Consider the following 23525-nt stretch of genomic DNA (forward strand, 5'->3'; position numbering starts at 1 on the left):
TTATCTTCAAGTTCGAAAAAGACACTGGACTCCGGTTCAAATCCAGTGTCTTTTTTGTTTAAAACCAAGAAATGACCTGGTTTCTTATTTGCAACACATTCCGCTGACTAATGACGTAGCATTAAATCCAGCAGCTTGCCCAGTAACCTATCCCTGCCCCAAGACCAGAAGCTCCACCAGCCCCTAAGGCACTGGCCGGTCCACCAAATGCTCCTACAAAAGCGCCGCTTGCAAAGCCTGATAGCATAGCTTTATTAGCCTCCTTAGCAGAGCATTTTCCGCCTTTGCCACCAGCCACTTTTTGAAGTTGTGCCTCGTTCAAAGAAACTAATGTGTTGAATGTTGACATTATAATTATCCTCTCTATTTTTGATCAAGTTACACGTGGAGTTCTCACTAAAATGATTGACAATTTTATCGTAAATTGCAAGAACAAGTTAGCCAGTCGTTGAGGACAATCCCAGAACAGGCCGTTATCAAATAGAAGTTGTGGCGCTAGAGAGACTACTGGGCCATGCGGCGAACGCGCCGAGCTTCGGCCTCAAAGTTTTGCTGGGGTGTGCAGTAGCCCTGTTGTTTGCGAGGCAACTGATTCAAGCGGTCTTGCGTGGCCTGCACTTGACTAGGGCTAATGTCATCTAGGGACATGCCCTTAGGGAAGTCCTGGCGGATCATCCGGTTATGTGCCTCGTTGGTGCCACGGTCGCAGGACGTGTAAGGATGGGCGTAGAAGATCTCAGTTTCCGTCCCAGCAAAAGCAGTATTTAAGGCGGTGAACTCGGGTCCGTTGTCGGCTGTGATGGTCTTGATGCAAGCTCCCCATTCGCGCTTGATTCCACGCAATGCATAGCTCACAGAGTCTGCATCTCGTCCTTCGATCAAGCGGAGAAGTTGGCAACGGGTCTTGCGCTCAATCAGAGTCAAGATGACGCTCTCCTTGCCATTGCGTTTACCGACAATGGTATCCATCTCCCAGTGACCGAACTGCCTGCATCGTTCAACGACCTTAGGCCGTTCCTCGATACTGCGGCCAGCCAGGCGCTTAGCCTTGGTGTGGTGCTGGTGAGAGGTCTTCCGCTTAGTCTTCTCCAACAGGTCGATATTTCGAATCTCTAGGCGTTGGTCGTCAATGTGCTGGTACAAAGTCGAGGCACAAACAAGCTCTTCAGGAGTAAACAGCTTGTGTCGCTTGGCATAGCCGATTGAAGCATCCGGCGACCATTTGTCCTGCTTAGCTCGCTGTACGTACCAGGCTAAGAAGACCTGTACGCTGGCGAACTTGTCAGGACGATGGCAGCTCAAGCGTGCAGTCTCGTAACGTGCCTGAGCAGCCTCTGGCAGGTATTGTCGATGGTAGACGCGCTTGCCATTACTCTTCTTGACCTGATCTACTGTACCTCGCTTGATTTCATTATTAATGGTCTGCGGGCAGACGCCAATTTCAGCAGCAATCCAACGATTGGACTTCCCAGCTTGGCGGAATCCGGCCACTTTTCCGCGCTCGAGTGATGTTAAGTGCTGACCTTTTTGGCGGTGTGTGCTATCCTGTTTCTGCATCAAGACAATATCCTCTTCCATTGTTTGTGTAGGAACTTCAATGATACAGGATATCTGTTCTTGATGTTTTTTATTGTCCAAAAAATTTTGAGACAGTGGCTAACTTGATTCTAAAATGCGCGAACAAAAAATCTGTTGTTAAATGAACACTTTGTTGAAATCATGTTGGTTTAGAGGTGAACGTTGATGTCAGGAACACGGGACAATCGCCGGGTTCAGTATACGGTGAGTCAGTTTAAGACGGCCTTATTGCAGATTTTGGAAACCAAGGCGTTGGATGACGTCACCGTGACGGAGATTTGTCGTCAGGCGGATCTGAATCGCGGAACCTTTTACTTGCACTTCCAGTCACCCTTGGCTTTATTCGAACAGATTGAAATCGATTTACTCACTGAAATCCAACCGTATCTCAGTGTTAAAATAGACGATATGACCAAGATGTTGGTGCCGATTCTCAAGGTCATCATGCAACATCCGCAAGCCGCAACGATTCTTTTAACCACACCGGATAGTTCGGTTTTACAAAAAATCGTGCGGCCGATTCAGGCACAAACGCAGTCACGTTATCAAACGTGGTATGGCGAGACTGACAAAGATCATCTCGATTATTATTATACGTTCTTCATCAGTGGGACCGTGGGTGTGTTAACCATGTGGCTAAAGCGTGGCATGCAAGAGCCGCCGGAGCAAATTGCGAAGGTGATCGAAAATGTGGTTACCAAAGGGGCGCCGCACTAACTAAGTCGTTTATGGGAGAAAAAGATGCGAAATGTAAAATTAATTGCCAGTGATATGGACCAGACGCTGTTAACCAGCAAAGGTGTCTTACCACCGCACTTTGATCGTTACTTACACCGGCTTCATCAGGCAGGCATCGAATTCGTCGCTGCCAGTGGCCGACCGTTGTATACGTTGCAGGAAACCTTTCCGCACTTCAGCCAGCACATCTCGCTGGTTTGCGATAATGGCGGTTTAGTGGCAACGCATGGCCATATCATCGGAAAAAGTTTGATTTCCGCGGCCAAGTATCGCGAGATTGTGTCATTCATTCTTGAAAAAACCGATGGCGTTCCGGTGCTATGTGCCTTGGATGCCGCGTATATCAATGCGGTTGATGCCAAATACGCACCAGCGCTGTTGCCGTTTTACCACAAGCTCAAAAAGGTGCCGAATTTGCTGTATATGTCGCTAGAAGTCGATAAGGTCACGATTTATTTTCCCAATGCGGATAGTCGCAAGAATGCTGATCGCTATTTTCGGCCGGTGTTTGGTCAGGATTATACGGTTCAGGTGAGTGGCGAAACTTGGTTGGATATTCAAAATCTTGGCGTGAACAAAGGCCGCGGGATGCGGATTTTGAGTCGGCATTTTGATATTCCGACTGCCCAGATGATGGCGTTTGGTGATTATGATAATGATATTCCGATGCTGGAGACGGTTGGTTACAGTTATATTATGGCCAATGCGACGCAGGGGATGGCACAGCATGCCAAATATCGTACCCGTAGCAATGATGAATATGGCGTTTTACATGTGATGGATCAAGTCTTGCAGGCGCAGGAAGGCTAGGCGAGCGCATGGCGGCAATCGGGATGCGCGTGGTGATTGGCGGTTATGGGTTTGTGATGCTGCTGGTTGCCTGGCAGGCGTGGCAAGCCAAACAAGGGAACCTACTTTTCAATCAGCTAACGGCGCTGGCTGCGGTTTTGGTACTGACAGCGTCGGTGATTCCGGATAAGGTCAACGCGGTCATCGTTTTGCTGATCGGGTTGCTGGGTTTGTCCGTAGTGGCATGGCTCAATGGGATAGCAATGTACGGCAAGCCGCACGTAAGCCATCATTTGGTAAGGTTATTGGTACATTTGGTTTTGTTTGGGTTAGCGATTTGGTTGTTATAACTGAATCATTTGTACGATATGCGTTAGAAAAAAACTTCTCAGCAATCATTTGCACATTGCAACATGATCGCTGAGAAGTTTTTTTGTTTGATAATACCAAAACTTTATTAGAAATAGGCTTGGGCGAACAACTTGGCGGCCAACAGGAAAGCTAAAACGGCAATGATGACGCGTAGTAACTGCACTGGCAGGCGCCGGGCGATGATGGGTCCAATGTAGCCGCCGATGAAAAGGCCGATGCCGAGAGGGATGACCATGAGCCATTCGATTTTGGTCGTGAAAGCGTAGATGACGGTGGCGATGCCATTAGCCGCAAAGCCGGTCAGATTTTTCATTGAATTGGAAACGATGAAGGGTTGATCCACGGTCAAGGTTAATGTTGCCAACATCACAACACCGGCAGCAGCGCCGAAGTACCCAGCATAGGCACCCGTCACGAAGATAACAATGGTTTGGGCGGCCTCTTGCCGAAATGTCAGGCGGCGCGCGGGTTCGTTCGGATCATGTTCCTGCGTAGGCAGTTTGCCGCTGAACAACAGTAACAGACCCGCAGCAATGATGAAGAACGGGACAATTTTTTCAAAAGTCGATGCAGGCGCAATCAGCAACAAGGCGCTGCCGAAAATACTGCCGAGCGAAACCAACAGGATGAGTCGCCACAGAAATTTGCCGCGTCCGTGCAATTCAGGCAGGGATGAAACTGCTGAGCCGACACCGGTGAATACCAAGGCGGCGGTGTTGGTCACATTGGCAATCACCGGCGGCACCCCAATGGCCAGCAACGCCGGGTAAGAAACCAACGAAGCCAGCCCAGCCAACGTGGCCGTCAAGCCAGCACCGATGCCGGCAATGAGTAGAAAAATAAAAATTGCGAGAGTCATGAATCCTCCTCCAAAAGAATGAGCGTGAGCAGGAGCGCTTAGAAATCGGAGTGTAAGTGGCCTCAAGTCTAAATGGCTGGGCTTTGGCCATTTGGGCTTGAGGTCCTTACACGTAGATTTCTGCGACTGCGAACGCGTTAAAGTGAATGAGCGTGAGCCGATTTCTGCGCCGGGGAGCGCGTTAAAGTGAACCTGAGCAAAACCACATAGTTTTATTTTATACGCAAACCAACACCCGTTGAGAGTCATAACCCAAACAACTACCGGAACAGAAGGCTACACCATGTGTGCACGGCCACCAACTACTTTGGCGTCAAAGCCTTAATCGTTGCGGTAATGCTGTGGTTCACGGTGTCGGCGTCTAGCGGCTGATTGAAGTATAAAAATCCCAGAATCAAACCACTGGTAGTCGACCAGATAGCTCTTAAAATATCTTCAAACGGCCAGTCAACCAGCACCCCCTGTTGTTTCAGGACGGTTAAATCATGCGTCATCGTCTGCCAATATTGGGCTGTGAAGTTGCCAATGACCTGTTCACGAACCTGCGTGTCATTTAACAATTCCGATAGAACGATTTTGATAATTTGCGCATTCGCCTGCAAAAAAGTAAGGCGATCTTTGATTAAAACGGTTAGAAAAGTTTCCAATGACACATAATCCTGATTCAACCGGGACTTAATGAAGTCATCCAGTTCGGCCGGGAACATCTGGTCGAGTACCGGTGTGATAATGGCGTTCAATAGGCCGCGTTTGTTGGTGAAGCGACTGTAAATATTACCTTCGGCGACCCCGGCCCGCGCGGCGATTTCCTTCGTACTGGTTGCCGCGTACCCCTTCTCGGCAAACACATCAATGGCGGCGATGATAATCAGTTTCTGTTTAGCCGTGAAATCATTAAATAATTGCGCTTGATGCAACATGTCATCAGTTGAATTGGCCATGTACCAGGATCCCTTCTTAAATTGGATTAAGTGAAAACTTAAAGCCGGCAGTGTGGTTTTATTATAGCACGCGATGAGTGCCGTCAGTAGGGGCTTTAGGCAATAAGTTAAGCCAGCCTAACCTTTTTCTTGACCTCACTTGGGGAGGGTGTATATTTATGTCGGACGATGTTGAGTGATAGCTCAATCGAGACCCAAATTTCAAACCAATGGAAAGAGGGCTTTATATCATGGAAAAAGAAAATAAAAACCCAAAACGTGAGCGGATCATTCATTTTGAAGACACGCCGAGTAAAAGTCTAGATGAAGTCAACGGCAGTGTTGAAGTGCCGCACAATGCCGGTTTTTGGCGGACACTAGCCGCTTATACCGGACCGGGTATTCTGGTTGCCGTGGGGTACATGGATCCCGGTAACTGGATCACCAGTATTGCCGGCGGGGCTTCATTCAAGTACTCATTGCTTTCGGTTATTTTGATTTCCAGTTTGATCGCGATGTTGCTGCAGGCGATGGCGGCAAGGCTGGGAATCGTGACCGGTAAGGACCTGGCGCAGATGACGCGCGAGCATACCGGACGTGTCATGGGCGGTTTTCTTTGGGTTGTTACCGAATTAGCAATTATGGCAACAGATGTAGCCGAGATTATCGGGTCTGCCATTGCGCTAAAACTGCTTTTCAAGATGCCGCTAATTGTCGGCATTATCATTACTACGGCAGATGTTTTAATTCTGTTACTACTCATGCGCCTCGGCTTTCGAAAAATCGAAGCGGTGGTTGCTACTTTAGTCCTCGTCATTCTGCTGGTTTTCGCCTATGAAGTCATTTTGGCCCAACCCAACGTGCCGGAAATGTTAAAAGGCTACGTGCCACACGCTGATATTGTTACCAATAAATCCATGTTGTACCTTTCACTAGGGATCGTGGGTGCGACGGTCATGCCGCATGATCTTTTCCTTGGATCATCGATTTCCCAGACGCGTAAAATTGATCGCAGCAAGCCAGACGATGTCAAACGGGCGATTAAGTTTTCAACGATTGAGTCCAACTTGCAACTGACGATGGCGTTTATCGTCAACTCATTACTGTTAATTCCTGGAGCGGCGCTTTTCTTCGGCACCAATAGCTCATTAGGCCGCTTTGTAGATCTTTTCAATGCCTTAAGCAATTCACAGATTGTCGGGCGCCATTGCCAGCCCGATGCTTTCCATGTTGTTTGCGATCGCATTGCTGGCATCCGGTCAAAGTTCAACGATCACCGGGACGCTGGCTGGCCAGATTATTATGGAAGGTTTCATTCATCTGAAAATGCCGCTCTGGGCACAGCGCATTCTAACGCGGCTCATGTCCGTCACGCCGGTGCTGATTTTCGCCATTTATTATCACGGCAATGAAGCCAAGATTGAGGGACAGCTGACGTTCTCACAGGTTTTTCTAAGCGTTGCGCTACCGTTCGCGGTCATTCCGTTGGTGCGCTACACCAGCGACAAAAAGATCATGGGCGAATTTGCCAACCACGCCTGGGTCAAGTGGCTGGCGTGGCTCATCAGTGCGGTGCTCATTATCTTGAACCTTTACTTGATTGCTCAGACGCTGGGCTTGGTTAAATAAATAATGAAAGCATGCAAAAAGGCCACTGGGCGGGATTTTGTCCAGTGGCCTTTTGAGTAAACTAGAAAGCGCATTATGGTGAGTACCGAGACTGTGATACGATTTAGCGAGAGAACGAGTAAAAAAGGAGGATCATCGCATGACAATCCAAGAAAAAATGCACAACGGCGCACTGTATCAGCCAATGGATGCGGATTTGCAAAAAGAACAACTGGCTGACATTGACGAAGTGGCCATTTATAATCGCATTCCGGCGACCCATCAGGAAGAACGCTTCGCCCAGCTTAAAAAGATGTTTGCGGAAATCGGTGAAAGAAGTTACGTTGAAGCGCCGTTCTATTCTAACTTTGGTGGCGCCCATGTTCATTTTGGCAGCGGTATTTATGCAAACTTCAATCTAACGTTGGTTGATGATACGCATATTTATGTGGGTGATCGAACCATGTTTGGTCCCAACGTAACTTTGGTGACCGCCACGCATCCGATTGATCCGAACCTGCGTGAACAGGGGTACCAATACAATAAGCCGATTCATGTCGGCCGGAATTGCTGGTTTGGCGCGAATGTCACGGTTATGCCGGGCGTGACGATCGGCGATAACAGTGTCATTGGCGCCGGCAGTTTAGTCACGCACGATATTCCGGCCAATGTCGTGGCATTCGGCTCACCGTGTCGGGTTGTTCGTGAGATTACGGATGACGATCGAAAGACGTATGATCATGGGAAGCCGATTGACATTGAGTCGCTTTAAATGGCAGCACGAACCTTTAGGGGGCTGGACATGACTTTTACATTTGACGGTTTAGTGAAGGAGTCAGCCGAACACGCTGGGCTTAAAAGAAACCAATTCAACAGACAAGATATCGAAGACTATGTGGTTTATAACATCTCAAATATCCAGTCAAGTTTAGAAAATTTGCAGGCTTTTCATACGCTCTCGTCACTGAGCGTTCTCTTTGAAGAATTCGGCGTTCCATTGAGAATCTCGGTGATGATGAAAGACAATAAGACTAAAGTTGATTACGTAACAGTCAGGTTGTCGAAAGTTGAATACGATGAGGCTTCGCAGAAAGTTAAATCAATGGTTGAACGTGCTTTGAGGCGAAAAGCGGAGGGAGAAGAGTAGTATTTCTGAAATATCAGTGTTTCGCTGAGTAGACGATCATAATTTTGCTTTCATCAACGTACTCTCACTAAGGTTGTTTTTGGTATAACGCATCAGTGCAATCTTCATCAAATTAATGGTCAAATATGACAGATCTAGATCATGAAAACATCTTTCCGCTAGCTCTTTTTGGTAGTAGAAATGAGTTTTCATGATCTTTTTTTAAGTGCACTTCCATTTCAGAAAGGTTGACACTTAGTTGATCTAGGAGTATTTTCTCATTAATATCAAATTATTCTAATTTATTTAACATAAAACGCAGATCGTAACAAGCATACCCTTTAGACGCGTATTTCTGATTAAGGAATGACCGCTATGAGTCAAAGAAGCAACTGGTTCTACATATTCTCCAAATTTGCCGCTAAATATCGACTCAAATTTGTCGTGATCTTATTGGGGCTTTGTTTGGTTGAGAGCGTGTACGTTGCGGGGATATCACTGTTGCCTTCGCTCGCAGTTGTCCTTATCCAAGCGAAAGACCTGAAGCTAGCTATGGTGATTCTGACCATCTTGCTCGCCGGGGTCGTTGTGTATGCTATCAGAATCTTTGATTTATTTTTGCAGCAACGCCTGACTTTGCTGACATTCGATTTTCGCTTTGACTATGTGCCGGTTTTTTCTGAGCATATTTTTGGCTGGCAACAAAGTTTGATTGACTCAGTGAAAGGGAAAGCGGTTATTGATCAAGCTTACGAAGCGATTTACAACGGGCAAAATATTGGGATTGGGGCGATCATTGCGCAGACGGTTACGCTGATTCGAACGGGTTGCCAAATTATCGTGCTGCTGGGCATGATGGGAATTTTGAGTATTTGGCCAGCTGCCATTGTCTTGGGGCTGAATCTTTTACAATATGCCTTTCAGCGCATTGGCAATCAATGGTATTTCAACCATAAAGGTGAACAAAATCGGATTACCAGTTATCAAAGTTATTTTGTGCGGACGCTGATGAAACGATCAACGGGAAAAGATATTCGCTTATTTGCGATGTTTGATCTTTTTCATCAGCATTTTATAGCATTGATTCAAAAGCTGGTGACCTGGCAACGTCATTACTCAAATCTTTCGCTGATTATTAATCTGGGCCAGCGACTGGTTAACGTTATCGGCTTGGCGTTGTCGCTGTTAATTTTGATCGCACTCCGAAACGTTTCAATAGCTAGCCTTCTTTTTGCGATCAGCGCGATCCAAACACTCAACCTGAACTTTGGTAATTTTAGGGATGCTTATGTGACGGTTGGAAAGAACTTGGTTTTTGTTGACAATTTTCGAAAATTTATGGTCTTTCCTTACCGCCAAGACAGCGACGCAAAAGAGCGGAAGGTTAGTGGGTCAGGTCAAATTGAAGTTCAGCATCTTTCTTATCAAGTGAATGGAACCGAGCTTGTGCATGACATCAATTTTTTCGTCGAGCCAGGAGAGAAAGTTGCGATTGTCGGTGAGAATGGCGCGGGCAAGTCAACACTGGTCAAATTACTTTGCGGTTTATATACGCCAAGTTCAGGGTCGGTGTCGATTGATGGCCAAGACATCGCGACCTGGGCGCCGGCAACCATGCGCCAGCGAGTGGCGGTCGAATTTCAGGATGACGTGATCCTCCATTTTACGATTGCAGAAAATGTGGCTTGTACAACGCCGCAACAGATTGATACAGCGCGTGTTAAGGCAGTATTGGCTGAAGTTGAATTGGGAGATTTTGTCGCCGGTCTGCCTAATGGGATTCAGACATTCATTGGCAATGAGTTGAATGAAAATGGTATTCAACTTTCCGGTGGGCAAAAGGACAAAATGCTTTTTGCCAGGGTTCTTTATCGTCAGGCGGATATTAATATCCTCGATGAGCCAACTTCGGCGCTTGATCCGATTAGTGAAAAGCAGTTTTATGCATTGGTTGACGCGAAGCTGAGTCAGAAAACAACGATCATCGTGACCCATCGGCTGGGGGCTTTGGCGACCGAAAATGTCAAGATTCTGGTCATGAAAGATGGCACCGCTATCGCTTCTGGCAGTCACCGCTGGCTTTTAGCAAACTGTGACTATTATCGCAAACTTTGGTCGGCACAGAGATCACTGTATGTTGGAGGTGACCGCCATGAAGCATCGTAAAACAGAAATTCGGCACGCAGTCGGAACAGTCCGTTTTATTTATCGTTTCGGGAAAAGTTTATTCCGCGCATTTTAGAATCAAGTTAGCCACTGTCTCAAAATTTTTTGGACAATAAAAAACATCAAGAACAGATATCCTGTATCATTGAAGTTCCTACACAAACAATGGAAGAGGATATTGTCTTGATGCAGAAACAGGATAGCACACACCGCCAAAAAGGTCAGCACTTAACATCACTCGAGCGCGGAAAAGTGGCCGGATTCCGCCAAGCTGGGAAGTCCAATCGTTGGATTGCTGCTGAAATTGGCGTCTGCCCGCAGACCATTAATAATGAAATCAAGCGAGGTACAGTAGATCAGGTCAAGAAGAGTAATGGCAAGCGCGTCTACCATCGACAATACCTGCCAGAGGCTGCTCAGGCACGTTACGAGACTGCACGCTTGAGCTGCCATCGTCCTGACAAGTTCGCCAGCGTACAGGTCTTCTTAGCCTGGTACGTACAGCGAGCTAAGCAGGACAAATGGTCGCCGGATGCTTCAATCGGCTATGCCAAGCGACACAAGCTGTTTACTCCTGAAGAGCTTGTTTGTGCCTCGACTTTGTACCAGTACATTGACGACCAACGCCTAGAGATTCGAAATATCGACCTGTTGGAGAAGACTAAGCGGAAGACCTCTCACCAGCACCACACCAAGGCTAAGCGCCTGGCTGGCCGCAGTATCGAGGAACGGCCTAAGGTCGTTGAACGATGCAGGCAGTTCGGTCACTGGGAGATGGATACCATTGTCGGTAAACGCAATGGCAAGGAGAGCGTCATCTTGACTCTGATTGAGCGCAAGACCCGTTGCCAACTTCTCCGCTTGATCGAAGGACGAGATGCAGACTCTGTGAGCTATGCATTGCGTGGAATCAAGCGCGAATGGGGAGCTTGCATCAAGACCATCACAGCCGACAACGGACCCGAGTTCACCGCCTTAAATACTGCTTTTGCTGGGACGGAAACTGAGATCTTCTACGCCCATCCTTACACGTCCTGCGACCGTGGCACCAACGAGGCACATAACCGGATGATCCGCCAGGACTTCCCTAAGGGCATGTCCCTAGATGACATTAGCCCTAGTCAAGTGCAGGCCACGCAAGACCGCTTGAATCAGTTGCCTCGCAAACAACAGGGCTACTGCACACCCCAGCAAAACTTTGAGGCCGAAGCTCGGCGCGTTCGCCGCATGGCCCAGTAGTCTCTCTAGCGCCACAACTTCTATTTGATAACGGCCTGTTCTGGGATTGTCCTCAACGACTGGCTAACTTGTTCTTGCAATTTACGTTTTTCATAAAATCGATCAACGCGTTTTCTATTTTTCTATAAAAAGTTCTCCAACCCAACCACCAACTGATCCGCTTCCTGCACCTTGCTAATGGCGACGGCAACGCCTTGCATGAAGCTTTGGCGGTCGAAGGAGTCTTGGCGAATGGTGAGGGCTTCACCCGGGCCGCCGAAAAGAACTTCTTCGTGGGCGATGTAGCCGGGTAGGCGGACGGCGTGGACAGGGACGTCATCGATGCGCTGACCGCGGGCGTCGTTGTCGATGGTGGACAATGGCTTTTGGGTACGTCCGGCGGCGATTTTGTGCGCGGTGGCGATGGCGGTGCCTGAAGGGGCGTCGGCTTTGTCTTGGTGGTGCATTTCGATGATTTCGGCATCAGGAAAATAGGCCGCGGCTTCTTGGGCAAACTTCATCAATAAAACGGCGGAGAGACCAAAGTTTGGTGCGATCAGGCCGCCAAGGTGTTTCGCGTTGGCTAGCTTGATGAGGCGATCCTGATCAGCCGGCGCCATCCCGCTTGTGCCAATGATCGGATGGATGCCGGCATTAATCGCGGCTTCGGTGTTAGCGGCGACCGCATCGGGATTGGTGAAGTCGACCCAGACATCAGCGACGTTGGCGTCGAGTTGATCGTAACGGTTGAGAACTTTGACTTCAGCCGGCAATCCGTAATTTTGCGGGTTATTGATAGTTATTTTAGGGTCAAAAACGGCACTTAATGCGAAATCTGAATGTGACTGGATCATTTTGACGGTTTTTTGACCCATGGCACCGCGAAAACCGGCGACAAGAACGTGAATCATGCGAGCACCTCCGCTTCAATGGCTGATAGTTCCGGAACGCCTAAAAGACGGGCGAGTTCCTGCTGTTGTTTGGCAGTTAATGGCAGTATTGGCAGACGCGGGCTGCCGACGTTGAAGCCTAATGCGTTGAGCGCAGCTTTGGTCGGAGCAGGCGATGGAAAATGGAATAAGGCAGCCATTTTCGGCAATAGTTGCCGTTGCAGCGCAGCCACCGTCGTGATGTCGCCGCGGTCCAATGCCGCGTACATTTCCCGAATGCTGTGTGCGTAAAGATGAGAAGCAACCGAGATCACGCCCATACCGCCGAGTGTTTTAATCGTCAGCGCCTGAGCATCTTCGCCGGTCCAGACACTAAAAGCATCATGCTTGGTTCGATCAATGATGTCACTCAGGGCGGCGAGGCTGCCGCATTGCTTGATGCCTTGAATCATGGGGTTTTGCGCTAACGTTGCCACGGTTTCCGGCAGCATCTCAACACCGGTTCGGCCGGGGATGTTGTAAATGATGATCGGCTTTTGCGCGTTGGCCGCAACCGCTGTGTAGTGGGCGATCATGCCGTTTTGATCAGGTTTGTTGTAGTAAGGCACGACCACCAGTGTCGCATCAATCCCGGCAATCCCGCCGACTTCATGGGTAAAATCAACGGTTTCCCGCGTATTGTTCGACCCTGAATTGGCAATGACCAGCGCCCGGCCGTGAACCATGTCGACAAACCGCGTGTACAAGGTGATTTTCTCGTCATGACTGAGCGTCGGCCCTTCACCCGTGGTAGCGCCGACGACAAAGCCATCGGTGCCTTCTGCAATCAGATGATCAACCAACCGTTGCATGACTGCGTAGTCAATTTCATCGCGATCATTAAACGGTGTCACAATCGCGGTGATCAATTCTGCTCTTTGCATTCAAAAACCTCCAATTAAAGTGAGCGTGAGCCAGCGCGGGTATAAGCCGGAGTGTAAGTGGCCTTGGGCGTGATGGCGGTCTTTGCCATTGCGACCAAGGTCCTTACATGCAGGTTTCTGCGCTGGCGAGCGCGTTAAAGTGAGCGTGAGCCAGCCCGGTTAGAAACCGGAGTGTAAGTGGCCTCAGGCGTGATGGCCCGGTCTTAGGCCATTGCGACCAAGGTCCTTACACGCAGACCCCTGCGCCGGGGAACGCGTTATGGTTGAGCGTGAGCCAGCGCCTTTTACGGGTAAGCTCTTGCGCCAAATGCTCCGGAGCGCATATGGTGAAAGTCGTCTCGGCGCATCAATCATGAGTCAATATCGATAGCTACTAATTCAATTATTTTCCGCCATTCGATGTTCCAGAAAATGCACAACCGCCGTTACCCCTGGTGCTAACGCAGCTTCGTCTGGTGAAAAGTCGGCGGCATGTAGTTGGGAATCCGGATCGTTAACGCCTAGCCAGAACATGGTGCCGGGAATTTTATTCAATAGATAGCCGAAATCTTCCCCGGTCATCACAGGTCCGGTGGGCGCAAACGTGACAGTTGGATCGGACTGCATGTATTGGATGAAATCTTTGGTCAGCTGCGGGTTATTTTCGACCGGATAATAGCCGCCTTGATTCAAATCGACATTGACGGCGCAGTTGAAGCTGGCGGCGATTCCCCGGCCGATATCGCGGATACGTTGCTGTAAGAAATCGATTTGTTTCTGAGTGAACCCGCGTAAAGTACCTTCCAAGTGGGCGCGTCCGGCAATCACATTGCGAATCGTCCCGGCGCGCATCAGGCCAAACGTGATGACCGCGCTGTCGGTGGGGCTGACGTTACGAGCAACGACGGTTTGAATCTGGTTGATAAAACTGGCAGCGGCTACGATCATATCGTTGGCATTTTGCGGCAAGGCTGCGTGGCCACTTTTCCCGATGAGATCGACATTGATTTCAGTTGTCCCGGCAAAAAGGGTGCCAAGCCGCGTGCTGATGGTACCAGCCGTCAAGTCGGGGCGATCATGCAGCCCATAAAACTCATCGATGTGCCAATCGCTGGTGAAAGTGCCCATGTCGTAGGCCAATTTGCCGCCGTTTTTGCTTTCTTCAGCCGGTTGGAAGAAGAAAATCAAATTATCTTTTGGCTGATGGTGGGCGAAATAATCCATAATTCCTAGCGCAACTGTCATGTGGATGTCATGGCCGCAAGCATGGGCGATGCCGGAATGCTGCGAGCTAAACGGTAAGCCGGTTTGTTCCGTCACCGGCAAGGCGTCAATGTCGGTCCGGTAGCCGATGGTTCGTTGCGGGTTTTGCCCGTGAACTTTGACTAGTAAGGCAGTCGGTAATTTAGGCAGTGTCCGAATGGTGAGGTGGGTTTGCGGAAAACTTTGCACCGTTTTAAGTAGGAAGGCATGCGTCTCTTTTTCCTGCAAGGCTAGCTCGGGGATTTGATGGAGCTGGCGGCGAATGGCAATCAATTCAGCTTCCTTCATTAGAAGTCACAGCTTTCTGAGTTCGTCGAGCAGGACGGTTTTGGCTTCGGTTTGATCGTTAACCTGCTTGATGACTTTGGCGGGAACGCCGGCGACCACCGTGTGTGCCGGCACATCGTTAATGACGACAGCTCCGGCGGCAATGACCGCACCTTCGCCGACCGACACGCCTTCAAGAACCACCGCATTGGCGCCGATCATGACGTGATCACCGATTGTGACAGGCTTCGCTGACGGCGGTTCCACCACGCCGGCCAAAACGGTACCGGCACCAATGTGGCAATGCTTGCCGACAATCGCCCGACCGCCCAGAACCGCACCCATGTCGATCATGGTGCCATCACCGATTTCAGCGCCGATATTAATGATGGCACCCATCATGATCACTGCATTGTTGCCGATCAGAACCTGGTCACGGATGATCGCACCGGGTTCAATCCGGGCATTTTCCGCTTTGATATCCAGCAAAGGAACGCCGGTGTTACGGCCCGCGGTTTCGACATAGTAATCGTCAAGCTTGGCCTTTTTCAGGATTGGCTGAATAACCGCCCAATCGCCGATGACCGTTCCGGTGTGTTCCCCAACGAATGCGTGAACACTTTTTGGAAAATGCAAATCAGCTAACTCGCCTTTGAGATAGACCTTAACGGGTGTTGTTTTCTGACTGTTGGCAATGGTTGAAATGATCTTTTGGGTGTCTAATTGTGCCATGATGGCCTCCTATTTGGTTGCGGTAGTAGCGTTGTTGGCGGTGGTTGCGGGTGTTGACGAGCTCGGTGCGGCGTAGTGGTGATCGTGCTGAATCAAGTCGGCGTAATTTTCGCGCGTGACGACCAGCTGGGCCTGGCCATTTTCAACGAAAACGACGGCCGGCCGCGGGTTGCGGTTGTAGTTGGATGCCATGGAGTAGCCATAAGCGCCGGTGTCGAAAACGGCAACCACATCACCTGGCTGGGTGGCGGGCAATGGGGCGTCGTCGATTAAAATATCCCCGGATTCGCAGTACTTGCCGACGAGATGGACATGCTCGGTTGGCTTTGCGGTCGGGTGATCGGCAACCACCGCAGTGTATTGCGCCTGATAAAGGGCAGGCCGAATGTTGTCGTCCATGCCGCCGTCAACTGCAACATATGGCCGCAACCCAGGCACGTCTTTGCGGCTGCCGACCGTGTAAAGACTGTAGCCGGCGGGGCCGACAATCGACCGCCCGGGTTCAATCCAGACTGCCGGAAGCGGCCAATCAAGCTGGCTGCTTTGCGTCTTGAGGGTGCTCAGAATGGCTTTGACAAACGCTTCTGGCGGCAACGGATCATCCTGGCTGGTGTAAGCAATCCCGAAACCACCGCCAACATTGAGCACTTGCGGGGTGAAACCGAATTGCCGGTGCCAATTATCAAGGACAGCCAGCAGCTTTTGGGTGACGGCTTCAAATCCGGCCACTTCAAAAATCTGCGAGCCGATATGGGCGTGGATGCCGAGCAGGTTCAGATGTTCGTCGGCTAAAATCCGCTTGGCTGCTTCATCTGCCTGCCCGCTTTCAATATCAAAGCCGAATTTACTGTCAGTTTGGCCGGTTTGATCATAAGCATGGGTGTGGGCGCTAATTCCGGGAGCGACCCGAATCAAAACATCTTGTTGGCCAACTGCTGCTTTCAAGAGCTCATCAAGCAGATCCAATTCGTGAAAATTGTCCACAATGATCGTGCCGACGCCAGCATCCAATGCTTGTTGCAGTTCAGCTTTGCTTTTGTTATTGCCATGAAAGCTGACTTTTGCCATGGGAAAATCGGCGGCTTGAGCCGTGTATAATTCGCCGCCGGAAACCACATCGACATGAATGTTTTCAGCCTTGGCGACATCGTACATCGCAATGGTCGCAAACGCTTTGGAAGCATAACTGACAGCATAACGGACGTTGGCAGTCTCAAATACTTGTTTAAACGCGCGAATCTGGTGGCGAATCGCTCCGACATCATACACGTAAAGCGGTGTTTGAAACGTGTGCGCCAGCTGGCTGGCCGCGACCCCGCCGATGGTTAATTGACCTTCTTGGTTTGTAGCAAAATTCATAACGTGCATCCTCCTTGAGCGTGGACTGGGCCGGTTTCTGGCCCAGTGAACGCGTTACGGCAGGGCGACGGCAAACGAAAAGGGATCCTTTTGTTTGGCCACGCGTCAAACAAAAAGATCCCAACTTGCAATCTACTTGAATGATAGCGCCCCGCTTAGGTTTCTAAGCGACAGTACAGGATTTATTCAACCCTGGCCCAACAGGCTTGCCGATCCCGGCGCCCCCATTTCGGCAACCGCCCCTTTCACCAAACGTCACCGCGAAGGATCTCGCTCGATTCGGATACTCATGTTGGTTGCAACCTCTATCTGTTTATCACCAGACTATAATAAAAAAACGAAGGCGTCAAGAGCGTGAACCGGCGCGATTAGAAGTCGGAGTGTAAGCGGCCTTGGTCGTGATGGCCCGGGCTTAGGCCATTGCGATCAAGGTCCTTACACGCAGACGTCTGCGCCGGTGAACGCGTTTAAGAGAGCAGCAGAGAAAACCAGGGGGCTCAGGCGTGATGGCGCGGGCTTAGGCCATTGCGATCAAGGTCCTTACACGCAGACGTCTGCGCCGGTGAACGCGTTTAAGAGAGCAGCAGAGAAAACCAGGGGGCTCAGGCGTGATGGCGCGGGCTTTTGCCATTGCGTTAAGCCTTTTACACGCAGGCTCGTTCCCGCGCCAACACACTTTCTGCCAGTCACAACCTCAATTCCTTCATCACCCGTTTGAGTAAAAAAATTAAAAACAAATTTCAACACTTTGTTTCTATCCAATGCCGCCAAAACATGCCGATTTTCCGCAATCGCTGGGGGTTGTGTTTCTGGGAGAGTCTGCTAAAGTACAAAATAAAATGACAGAGTTCTCATTTGCAGAAACGAGCTGGCGAAACTCGATTTCATTGGCGCGACGTCTGTGAGCGAATAGCTGCAAGTTGCTTGCGAAAGAGAACTCATTAGGGAGGCAGTTTATCGTGCGGGTCGTAAAGTTTGGCGGGTCATCATTAGCAAATGGGTCGCAGTTTGCCAAAGTTGTGGCAATCATGAAAGCAAATCCTGCACGGCGGGTGATGGTGACTAGTGCACCTGGTAAACGGCATCCCGGTGACGTTAAAGTAACGGACTTATTGATTCAGTATGCCCAGGCGTTCTTGCGCCATGAAAATGCAACTGAAGTCGTTAAGAAAATTGTTGCGCGCTACCAAGCAATCGCGGATGATTTCGGGCTTGATCCACAAGTCATGCTGCAAATCAGCGAAGAACTATACCAGTTACCGAAAAAGACATTTACCAATCACGATTATCTCATGGCCGGATTCAAGGCCCGCGGGGAAAAGTTGAATGCGTTTCTGATGACTGCCGTTTTGAATCATGAAGGCATTGAAGCCACTTATGGCGAACCAAAAGACTTGGGTATTGTGGTGACCGATGATCCGAATGATGCAGAAGTTTCACGTGAAACTTACACGCATTTGGAAACTTTTACCCGACCGCTGGGTGTGCTGGTGGTACCTGGATTCTATGGGTATACCAGTAAAGGCGCCATTGCCACTTTTTCGCGAGGCGGTTCCGATATCACCGGAGCAATTCTCGCCAACGGTTTTCACGCAGACTTATATGAAAACTTTACCGATGTTGATGGGGTCGCTGCAGCTGATCCGCGGGTGGTGGCAAATCCACAGATGATTCAGGAAATGACTTATCGGGAAATGCGGGAGCTATCATACGGTGGATTTGGCGTTTTTCATGATGAAGCGATTTTGCCAGCCATTGCGGGACAGATTCCCATTAATTTGAAGAACACCAATCATCCCGATGCTCCCGGAACCATGATCGTTCCCGAACAGCATTTTGTCCCGAAGCACGCCATTACCGGCATCGTGAGTTCGCAACATTTTGGCGCCATTTACCTGCATCGTTACCTGTTGAATAAGGAAGTCGGGTTCACATTGAAGTTGCTGCAGGTTTTGGAACGGCACGGCATCAGCTATGAGCATATGCCAAGTGGGATTGACGATCTGACGATTATTCTGGATGATCGGCAGCTGAATGAGGCCAAGCGGAAGGCTGTGTGCGACGAGATCCAAGCGGCGGTCCATCCCGATGTTTTGAAGTGGATCGATGATTACGCGATTATCATGGTTGTCGGCGAAGGGATGGCGCAGCGAACCGGCTTGATTCAGACGATTTTGCAGCCGCTAGCGAGTGCCGGCGTTCACGTGTCGATGATCAACGAAGGCGCCTCGCAGATTTCACTGATGCTGGGCACCTCGCGAGAGTCAGCCAATCGCGCGGTCAAGGCAATTTACAACGCCTTTTTCATTCCGATTAATCAGCGTCTGGAGGTGCACTAACATGGTGACATTGCAAAAAGTTCACGGTTCTGAGAATAGTTTCTTTTTATTGGATGAAACGCAACTGACCCAGCCGTTGACGAAGACGCAGCTGGCGACATTGACGCAACGGCTAACCGACAGTCAGACGGGTTTGCTAGGCGGTTCGGACGGCGTTTTGGCGATTACGGACGCACCTGGAACAGCGGGCAAAATGACCGTCGTTAATACGGATGGCAGTTTTGCCAAGCTTTGTGGCAACGGGCTGCGGACGGTGGCGCGATATTTAAGTGAAAAAACCGGCCAAACATCATTCCGCGTCCACACTGACTTTGCGGGTTTGGCGGTCGCCAAGCAGAAGCCATTAGCAGCCGGGGTACCGGCGTATTCGGTTGAAATTTCACCGGTTAGTTTTGCGCCAGAAGCTTTACCGTTTGCTAATTTAGGCACGGATCGCATTGTTGACACCGTTTTGCCGGCCATTCATCCGCATCTGAAGTTCACCGCGGTCGCCGTGCCCAATCCGCACTTGATTGCGTTTGTGTCCAAAGACGAGTTGGCTGGTCCGGATCTTGAACGGATTGGCAAGCAATTGAACGGGGAAAATCCTTATTTTCCGGAAGGGGTTAACGTCACATTTGCCGAAATCTTAGGGCAGGATACGCTGTTTGCCCGGACCTATGAGCGTGGCGTCGGGTTTACCAATGCTTGCGGTACCGGCATGTCAGCAACGACCCTGGCGTTTATTTTGACCCACCCCAACCAAGCAGCGTTGGATCGCGTCAATACCGTGTATAATCCAGGAGGCATGGTCAAAACGGTGGTTCATCGCGATCACGACCATTATTGGATTGAATTAATCGGCAATGCGACGGTCACCGCCACGATCACATTGCCAGAAGCAGCATTGATCGGCGGCGATTTGCAGCAGGCGGTTATCAAGCAGACGAGCGAGCAGGCGGCTTATGAGCGGTTTGTTGCCGCATTACCGCATCGCGCATTGGCTGACACATTGACAGAAGGAGTCTGAAAAATGAGTGGTTATCACGTAGCAGTTGTGGGTGCAACCGGAGCCGTTGGAACCCGGATGTTGAAAATGGTCGCAGAGAGCAAATTACCGATCGCATCGGTTCTGGCACTTGCCAGCAAGCATTCAGAAGGCAAAAAGGTACCGTTTCGCGATGGGACATTAACCGTTCACGAGACAACCGATGATTCATTTAAAGGGATTGACATTGCGCTGTTTTCCGCTGGCGGGTCGGTTTCCAAACGGTTTGCCCCGGCAGCCGTTAAAGCCGGCGCCGTGGTGGTCGATAATACCAGCACCTTTCGGATGGAACCGGACATTCCATTGGTTGTGCCAGAAGTAAATCCCGAGGCGCTGCGCCATCATCAAGGTATCATCGCCAACCCTAATTGTTCAACGATTCAGATGGTCACAGCGCTGGAGCCAATTCGTAAAGCATTTGGTTTGAAACAGGTTGTCGTTTCGACTTATCAGGCAGTTTCCGGTGCCGGACAGTCGGCCATGAATGAATTGTTTGATGAAACCCAGGCAGCATTGGATGACAAACCGCTGGAGCCGAAAATTCTACCGACTGCCGGCGATAAGAAGCACTATCCGATCGCCTTCAACGCCTTGCCGCAGATTGACGTTTTCGAACCAGACGGCTACAGTCATGAAGAATGGAAAATGATTCACGAAACCAAGAAAATCATGGCCGGCGATATGAACAGCGATGCGATTAAAGTCACTGCCACCTGCGTCCGCATTCCGGTTCCCATCGCCCACTCAGAAGAAGTTTACTTCGAAGTGGAAGATAGCAATGCTACCGCTGACGCCATTCGCGCGAAGTTAGCAGAAGCACCCGGCGTGGTTGTTCAAGACGATCCGAGCCAACAACTCTATCCGCAAGCCAGAAACGCCGTTGGCAGCAAGGAAGTCTTTGTCGGCCGCATTCGCGCCGATGCAGAAAATCCGCGCTTCTTCCACATGTGGGATGTTTCCGATAATCTTCTCAAGGGTGCCGCATGGAATTCCATGCAGATTGCGGAGACCATGGATGCCATGGGCTTGATTCAGCCGAAGTGAATAGGATGTTAGGGCCGATACCATGTTTAGTCGCTTTTGGGCGGCGGGTGGTGTCGGTTTTTTATATGCAGAATAATTAACGTTATAGGGAGATATACGAAATTAATTTCAAAAAGAAAGTATTAAAGCATGCAAAAATTGCTACCGTGTCTATTAAAAAGTCGTATAATACTTAGTGGCTGTTGAACTAGGCCACCATATCTTCGACCCTTGTAGTAAATTTATAGCGAATTTGATAGGCCTCACCCTCGAATTTAGCCAAAATTAAAATTGGTATAGCAAATACCCTTAACAGGGTCAGCACATTGCTCAAGACGATGGCCGCGTCAATCTTGACGGCCAGTGATTCAGCTGTCCGAGTGTTCACCAAGTCAAGCCCCAGCGTGCCCTTCATAAAAGCAAACCGGCGTTCAATGGTACCTCTTCGATTCTCGGCATCAGTATCCTCACGCCGGTTTGCTGCATCAACGTGTTTTGGATGCCGGCCAAGCTTCGGACCGCAGATTCGGATACCCAAATCCTTACACAGCTTTAGGTTCTCCCGATTACGGTACAGCGTATCGGCCAGTACTTCATCCGGATAATGTCCATGAAGGTCGTAATAGTGGTCTAAAGTTTCCGCGAAGTCTTGGCCCTCAGAGAATGCGGTGAAATCAAAACGTTCAATGTCGACTACGCCTTCACTTAACGAACAGTCAATCTTCGCCCCAAATTCAACTTTAGCATTGGCCTTACCACGTTGAATTGGGCGAATGTACGGCTGTTGGAGACTAACAATTCGGTCTTCAACGTGGTGAGTCTTGTGGGTATACATGTACCATTGCTGGTCAAATAGAATTCGAATCACGCCTAAGCGAATCGCTTGTTCATCTGGTAGAGTCGCACCCTGATCGATGAATTCGTTGATGTACCGCAAATCACGGCGCACATATTGAAGTTGGGCCTTGACCTGTTTATGAAAGCCACCACGCTGTTGCTTTGGATGTCGTGAAAATGAGGCCCAGCAATGCTTCGCCTCGCGTTTGTACATGCGTGGGTTTGGCACACCAAGTTGGTGTGCCATATCGATCGCCATCGCCTCAAGATTCAGCCTTGCTTGGTTGAGGAGGACGGTGTCTTGAGGATACTTGATTTTGACTGGCACTGCGGTTGCGTCCGTGATGACGGTGTCCACTTTGAATGGGACCAACGCTTCGATCTTGGCGCGTACTGTATCATTCATGATATTCGTAATCAGCTCGGAGATATCGGCAATTCGTTTGCGAAAGTGTGCCAGGCTGGAATAATTGAACGGCTCAACCGCTTTGTATTCGGACAACCCGATGAAATATTGAAGTGCGGGTGTATCACGAATTGCCGCAACCACCCCACGATCAGTTAAACCCATCCGTTGTTGGATCAGGATTGCCCCATAGAGTAAACGAAATGGTTTTGCCGCACGTCCCGCATTTTTGGTGAACTCCAATTGGTATGCCTCATCGAGAGCTTTCCAGGGCATGACCTCCGCCAACTGGACCCACTCATTGTTAGAGCTAAGTGGGGTACTTAAACCGGCACCAAAGGATTCAAATGACAATTGAAGCGGGCTGTGACGATAGACCATACGATAACCTCCGAGTAGGTTCCCAAAAAATGCAAGGAAAATGCAGGAAAACAGCTAATTCCAATGGATTTATTATACCGCAATAATGCATATATTAGCTTAACTGCCTGAATTATAGAATTTTTAAGCAGCCACTACTTAGAATAATACTTCTATTATACTTTTATCTATACTTAGCTTGACAGGAATCACTTATGTCGGCGATAATCCTTTTAGGAAACAGTTTCTAAATTAACGAAATGCTTGCTACGATTGCCATCCAGATGAGGCAAGACAGCAATCATTTACTTTAATATTGTCGACGTTGGTTGCTAAGAACATAGTTGAAGGAGCACACGTTGTATGAAAACAACAAAACTTTTGGGAAGTCTTGCGGCAGCGATTATTGTAGTGGCCCTTTCTGGCATACTCCTGATTCACAACCGGTGGACGGATCGAGTCAATCCATTCGTACCCGAACAAACAAGCTACGCAAAAGTCCCACAAGGTACACAGCGTTATCGCAATGTCAAGTTGTATGCCGCAACGCAGACAAAGCCGACGCTGGTACTGAAAGAAATGACCGGCTATGATCCGGATGGGAAGTATGTAGCGGTGCGGCACAAGGGACAGTACGTGAAGCGTGTGACTTATGTGTCAAAAGAGGCGTTTGCAGAAAAAGTGCGACAGTAGGCAGTGACTTAAAGACTGGGGAAGAATTAAAGCCAAAACAAATGATTGACGCG

At 49.5% G+C, this 23525-nt stretch carries 21 protein-coding genes, 1 pseudogene and 1 riboswitch; of the genes and pseudogenes, 12 read left to right on the forward strand and 10 right to left on the reverse strand.

The window, feature by feature from the left end; translation table 11 throughout:
- Positions 1 to 121 precede the first annotated feature (121 nt).
- Positions 122 to 349, reverse strand: a complete 228-nt coding sequence (locus LBCZ_RS00110) for a hypothetical protein (RefSeq protein ID WP_191995840.1) — start codon at positions 347 to 349, stop codon at positions 122 to 124.
- Positions 350 to 504: 155 nt separating this feature from the next.
- Positions 505 to 1557 carry an IS30 family transposase gene (locus LBCZ_RS00115; RefSeq protein ID WP_041084699.1) on the reverse strand — a complete coding sequence of 351 codons (1053 nt, stop codon included), beginning with the start codon at positions 1555 to 1557 and terminating at the stop codon, positions 505 to 507.
- A gap of 186 nt (positions 1558 to 1743) precedes the next feature.
- On the opposite strand from LBCZ_RS00115, the gene LBCZ_RS00120 reads away from it, so the two are divergent.
- Genes LBCZ_RS00120 through LBCZ_RS00130 form a run of 3 tightly spaced genes read left to right on the forward strand, consistent with a single transcriptional unit; the run spans position 1744 to position 3455 of the window.
- The gene (locus LBCZ_RS00120; protein ID WP_025013819.1) at positions 1744 to 2295 is read left to right on the forward strand and encodes a TetR/AcrR family transcriptional regulator; all 552 of its coding nucleotides are present in this window, start codon (positions 1744 to 1746) and stop codon (positions 2293 to 2295) included.
- Positions 2296 to 2319: 24 nt separating this feature from the next.
- Positions 2320 to 3126: a Cof-type HAD-IIB family hydrolase gene (locus LBCZ_RS00125; RefSeq protein WP_025013818.1), complete on the forward strand. Its 807-nt coding sequence runs from the start codon at positions 2320 to 2322 to the stop codon at positions 3124 to 3126.
- A gap of 8 nt (positions 3127 to 3134) precedes the next feature.
- Positions 3135 to 3455: a hypothetical protein gene (locus tag LBCZ_RS00130; RefSeq protein ID WP_025013817.1), complete on the forward strand. Its 321-nt coding sequence runs from the start codon at positions 3135 to 3137 to the stop codon at positions 3453 to 3455.
- Positions 3456 to 3562: 107 nt separating this feature from the next.
- Here the strand turns inward: LBCZ_RS00130 and LBCZ_RS00135 are convergent, their stop codons facing one another.
- A complete protein-coding gene (locus LBCZ_RS00135; protein ID WP_010490228.1) occupies positions 3563 to 4336 on the reverse strand; it encodes a sulfite exporter TauE/SafE family protein in 774 nt (257 codons plus the stop codon).
- Positions 4337 to 4638: 302 nt separating this feature from the next.
- On the reverse strand, positions 4639 to 5277 hold the full coding sequence (locus LBCZ_RS00140; RefSeq protein WP_025013816.1) for a TetR/AcrR family transcriptional regulator: 639 nt from the start codon (positions 5275 to 5277) through the stop codon (positions 4639 to 4641).
- A gap of 230 nt (positions 5278 to 5507) precedes the next feature.
- Between LBCZ_RS00140 and LBCZ_RS00145 the strand changes: the two are divergent.
- The 5 genes and pseudogenes from LBCZ_RS00145 to LBCZ_RS00165 all read left to right on the forward strand — a co-directional run bounded on the left by LBCZ_RS00145 (position 5508) and on the right by LBCZ_RS00165 (position 11395).
- Positions 5508 to 6885, forward strand: a pseudogene (locus LBCZ_RS00145) (Nramp family divalent metal transporter).
- 139 nt (positions 6886 to 7024) lie between these two features.
- Positions 7025 to 7636, forward strand: coding sequence for a sugar O-acetyltransferase (locus LBCZ_RS00150; protein WP_025013815.1), 612 nt, complete (start codon positions 7025 to 7027; stop codon positions 7634 to 7636).
- Positions 7637 to 8011 (forward strand): hypothetical protein, encoded by a 375-nt coding sequence (locus LBCZ_RS00155; protein ID WP_228767544.1) that lies wholly within the window; start codon positions 7637 to 7639, stop codon positions 8009 to 8011. It abuts the gene before it with no gap.
- Between the two features lie 354 nt (positions 8012 to 8365).
- Entirely contained in the window at positions 8366 to 10156 is a 1791-nt protein-coding gene (locus tag LBCZ_RS00160; RefSeq protein WP_039639761.1) for an ABC transporter ATP-binding protein, read from the forward strand.
- A 186-nt stretch (positions 10157 to 10342) separates the two neighbouring features.
- Positions 10343 to 11395 (forward strand): IS30 family transposase, encoded by a 1053-nt coding sequence (locus LBCZ_RS00165; protein ID WP_039639765.1) that lies wholly within the window; start codon positions 10343 to 10345, stop codon positions 11393 to 11395.
- A 122-nt stretch (positions 11396 to 11517) separates the two neighbouring features.
- Here the strand turns inward: LBCZ_RS00165 and dapB are convergent, their stop codons facing one another.
- The 5 genes from dapB to lysA form a co-directional block, all read right to left on the reverse strand.
- Positions 11518 to 12285, reverse strand: coding sequence for a 4-hydroxy-tetrahydrodipicolinate reductase (dapB, locus tag LBCZ_RS00170; protein ID WP_025013883.1), 768 nt, complete (start codon positions 12283 to 12285; stop codon positions 11518 to 11520).
- Positions 12282 to 13187, reverse strand: a complete 906-nt coding sequence (dapA, locus tag LBCZ_RS00175; protein WP_025013884.1) for a 4-hydroxy-tetrahydrodipicolinate synthase — start codon at positions 13185 to 13187, stop codon at positions 12282 to 12284. Before dapA ends, dapB begins: the two co-directional genes overlap by 4 nt.
- Before the next feature lie 378 nt (positions 13188 to 13565).
- Positions 13566 to 14717: an N-acetyldiaminopimelate deacetylase gene (locus LBCZ_RS00180; RefSeq protein ID WP_025013885.1), complete on the reverse strand. Its 1152-nt coding sequence runs from the start codon at positions 14715 to 14717 to the stop codon at positions 13566 to 13568.
- 6 nt (positions 14718 to 14723) lie between these two features.
- Positions 14724 to 15428, reverse strand: a complete 705-nt coding sequence (dapD, locus tag LBCZ_RS00185; protein WP_025013886.1) for a 2,3,4,5-tetrahydropyridine-2,6-dicarboxylate N-acetyltransferase — start codon at positions 15426 to 15428, stop codon at positions 14724 to 14726.
- A gap of 9 nt (positions 15429 to 15437) precedes the next feature.
- Positions 15438 to 16787 (reverse strand): diaminopimelate decarboxylase, encoded by a 1350-nt coding sequence (gene lysA / locus LBCZ_RS00190; protein ID WP_039639758.1) that lies wholly within the window; start codon positions 16785 to 16787, stop codon positions 15438 to 15440.
- A 136-nt stretch (positions 16788 to 16923) separates the two neighbouring features.
- Positions 16924 to 17103, reverse strand: a riboswitch (Lysine riboswitch).
- 643 nt (positions 17104 to 17746) lie between these two features.
- On the opposite strand from lysA, the gene LBCZ_RS00195 reads away from it, so the two are divergent.
- Genes LBCZ_RS00195 through LBCZ_RS00205 form a run of 3 tightly spaced genes read left to right on the forward strand, consistent with a single transcriptional unit; the run spans position 17747 to position 21197 of the window.
- Positions 17747 to 19126, forward strand: coding sequence for an aspartate kinase (locus tag LBCZ_RS00195; protein ID WP_025013853.1), 1380 nt, complete (start codon positions 17747 to 17749; stop codon positions 19124 to 19126).
- Position 19127: 1 nt separating this feature from the next.
- On the forward strand, positions 19128 to 20135 hold the full coding sequence (dapF, locus tag LBCZ_RS00200; protein ID WP_025013854.1) for a diaminopimelate epimerase: 1008 nt from the start codon (positions 19128 to 19130) through the stop codon (positions 20133 to 20135).
- Positions 20136 to 20138: 3 nt separating this feature from the next.
- Positions 20139 to 21197 (forward strand): aspartate-semialdehyde dehydrogenase, encoded by a 1059-nt coding sequence (locus LBCZ_RS00205; RefSeq protein ID WP_025013855.1) that lies wholly within the window; start codon positions 20139 to 20141, stop codon positions 21195 to 21197.
- Between the two features lie 187 nt (positions 21198 to 21384).
- Here LBCZ_RS00205 and LBCZ_RS00210 read toward each other — a convergent pair whose 3' ends face one another.
- Positions 21385 to 22800 carry an IS5-like element ISLca2 family transposase gene (locus tag LBCZ_RS00210; RefSeq protein ID WP_039639756.1) on the reverse strand — a complete coding sequence of 472 codons (1416 nt, stop codon included), beginning with the start codon at positions 22798 to 22800 and terminating at the stop codon, positions 21385 to 21387.
- A 342-nt stretch (positions 22801 to 23142) separates the two neighbouring features.
- Here LBCZ_RS00210 and LBCZ_RS00215 point away from each other — a divergent pair, with 342 nt between their 5' ends.
- Complete coding sequence (locus tag LBCZ_RS00215; protein ID WP_025013856.1) at positions 23143 to 23472, forward strand: YxeA family protein; 330 nt, start codon at positions 23143 to 23145, stop codon at positions 23470 to 23472.
- Positions 23473 to 23525 lie beyond the last annotated feature (53 nt).

The organism is Lacticaseibacillus casei DSM 20011 = JCM 1134 = ATCC 393, assembly GCF_000829055.1.
In the GTDB taxonomy this organism is placed as follows: Bacteria; Bacillota; Bacilli; order Lactobacillales; family Lactobacillaceae; genus Lacticaseibacillus; species Lacticaseibacillus casei.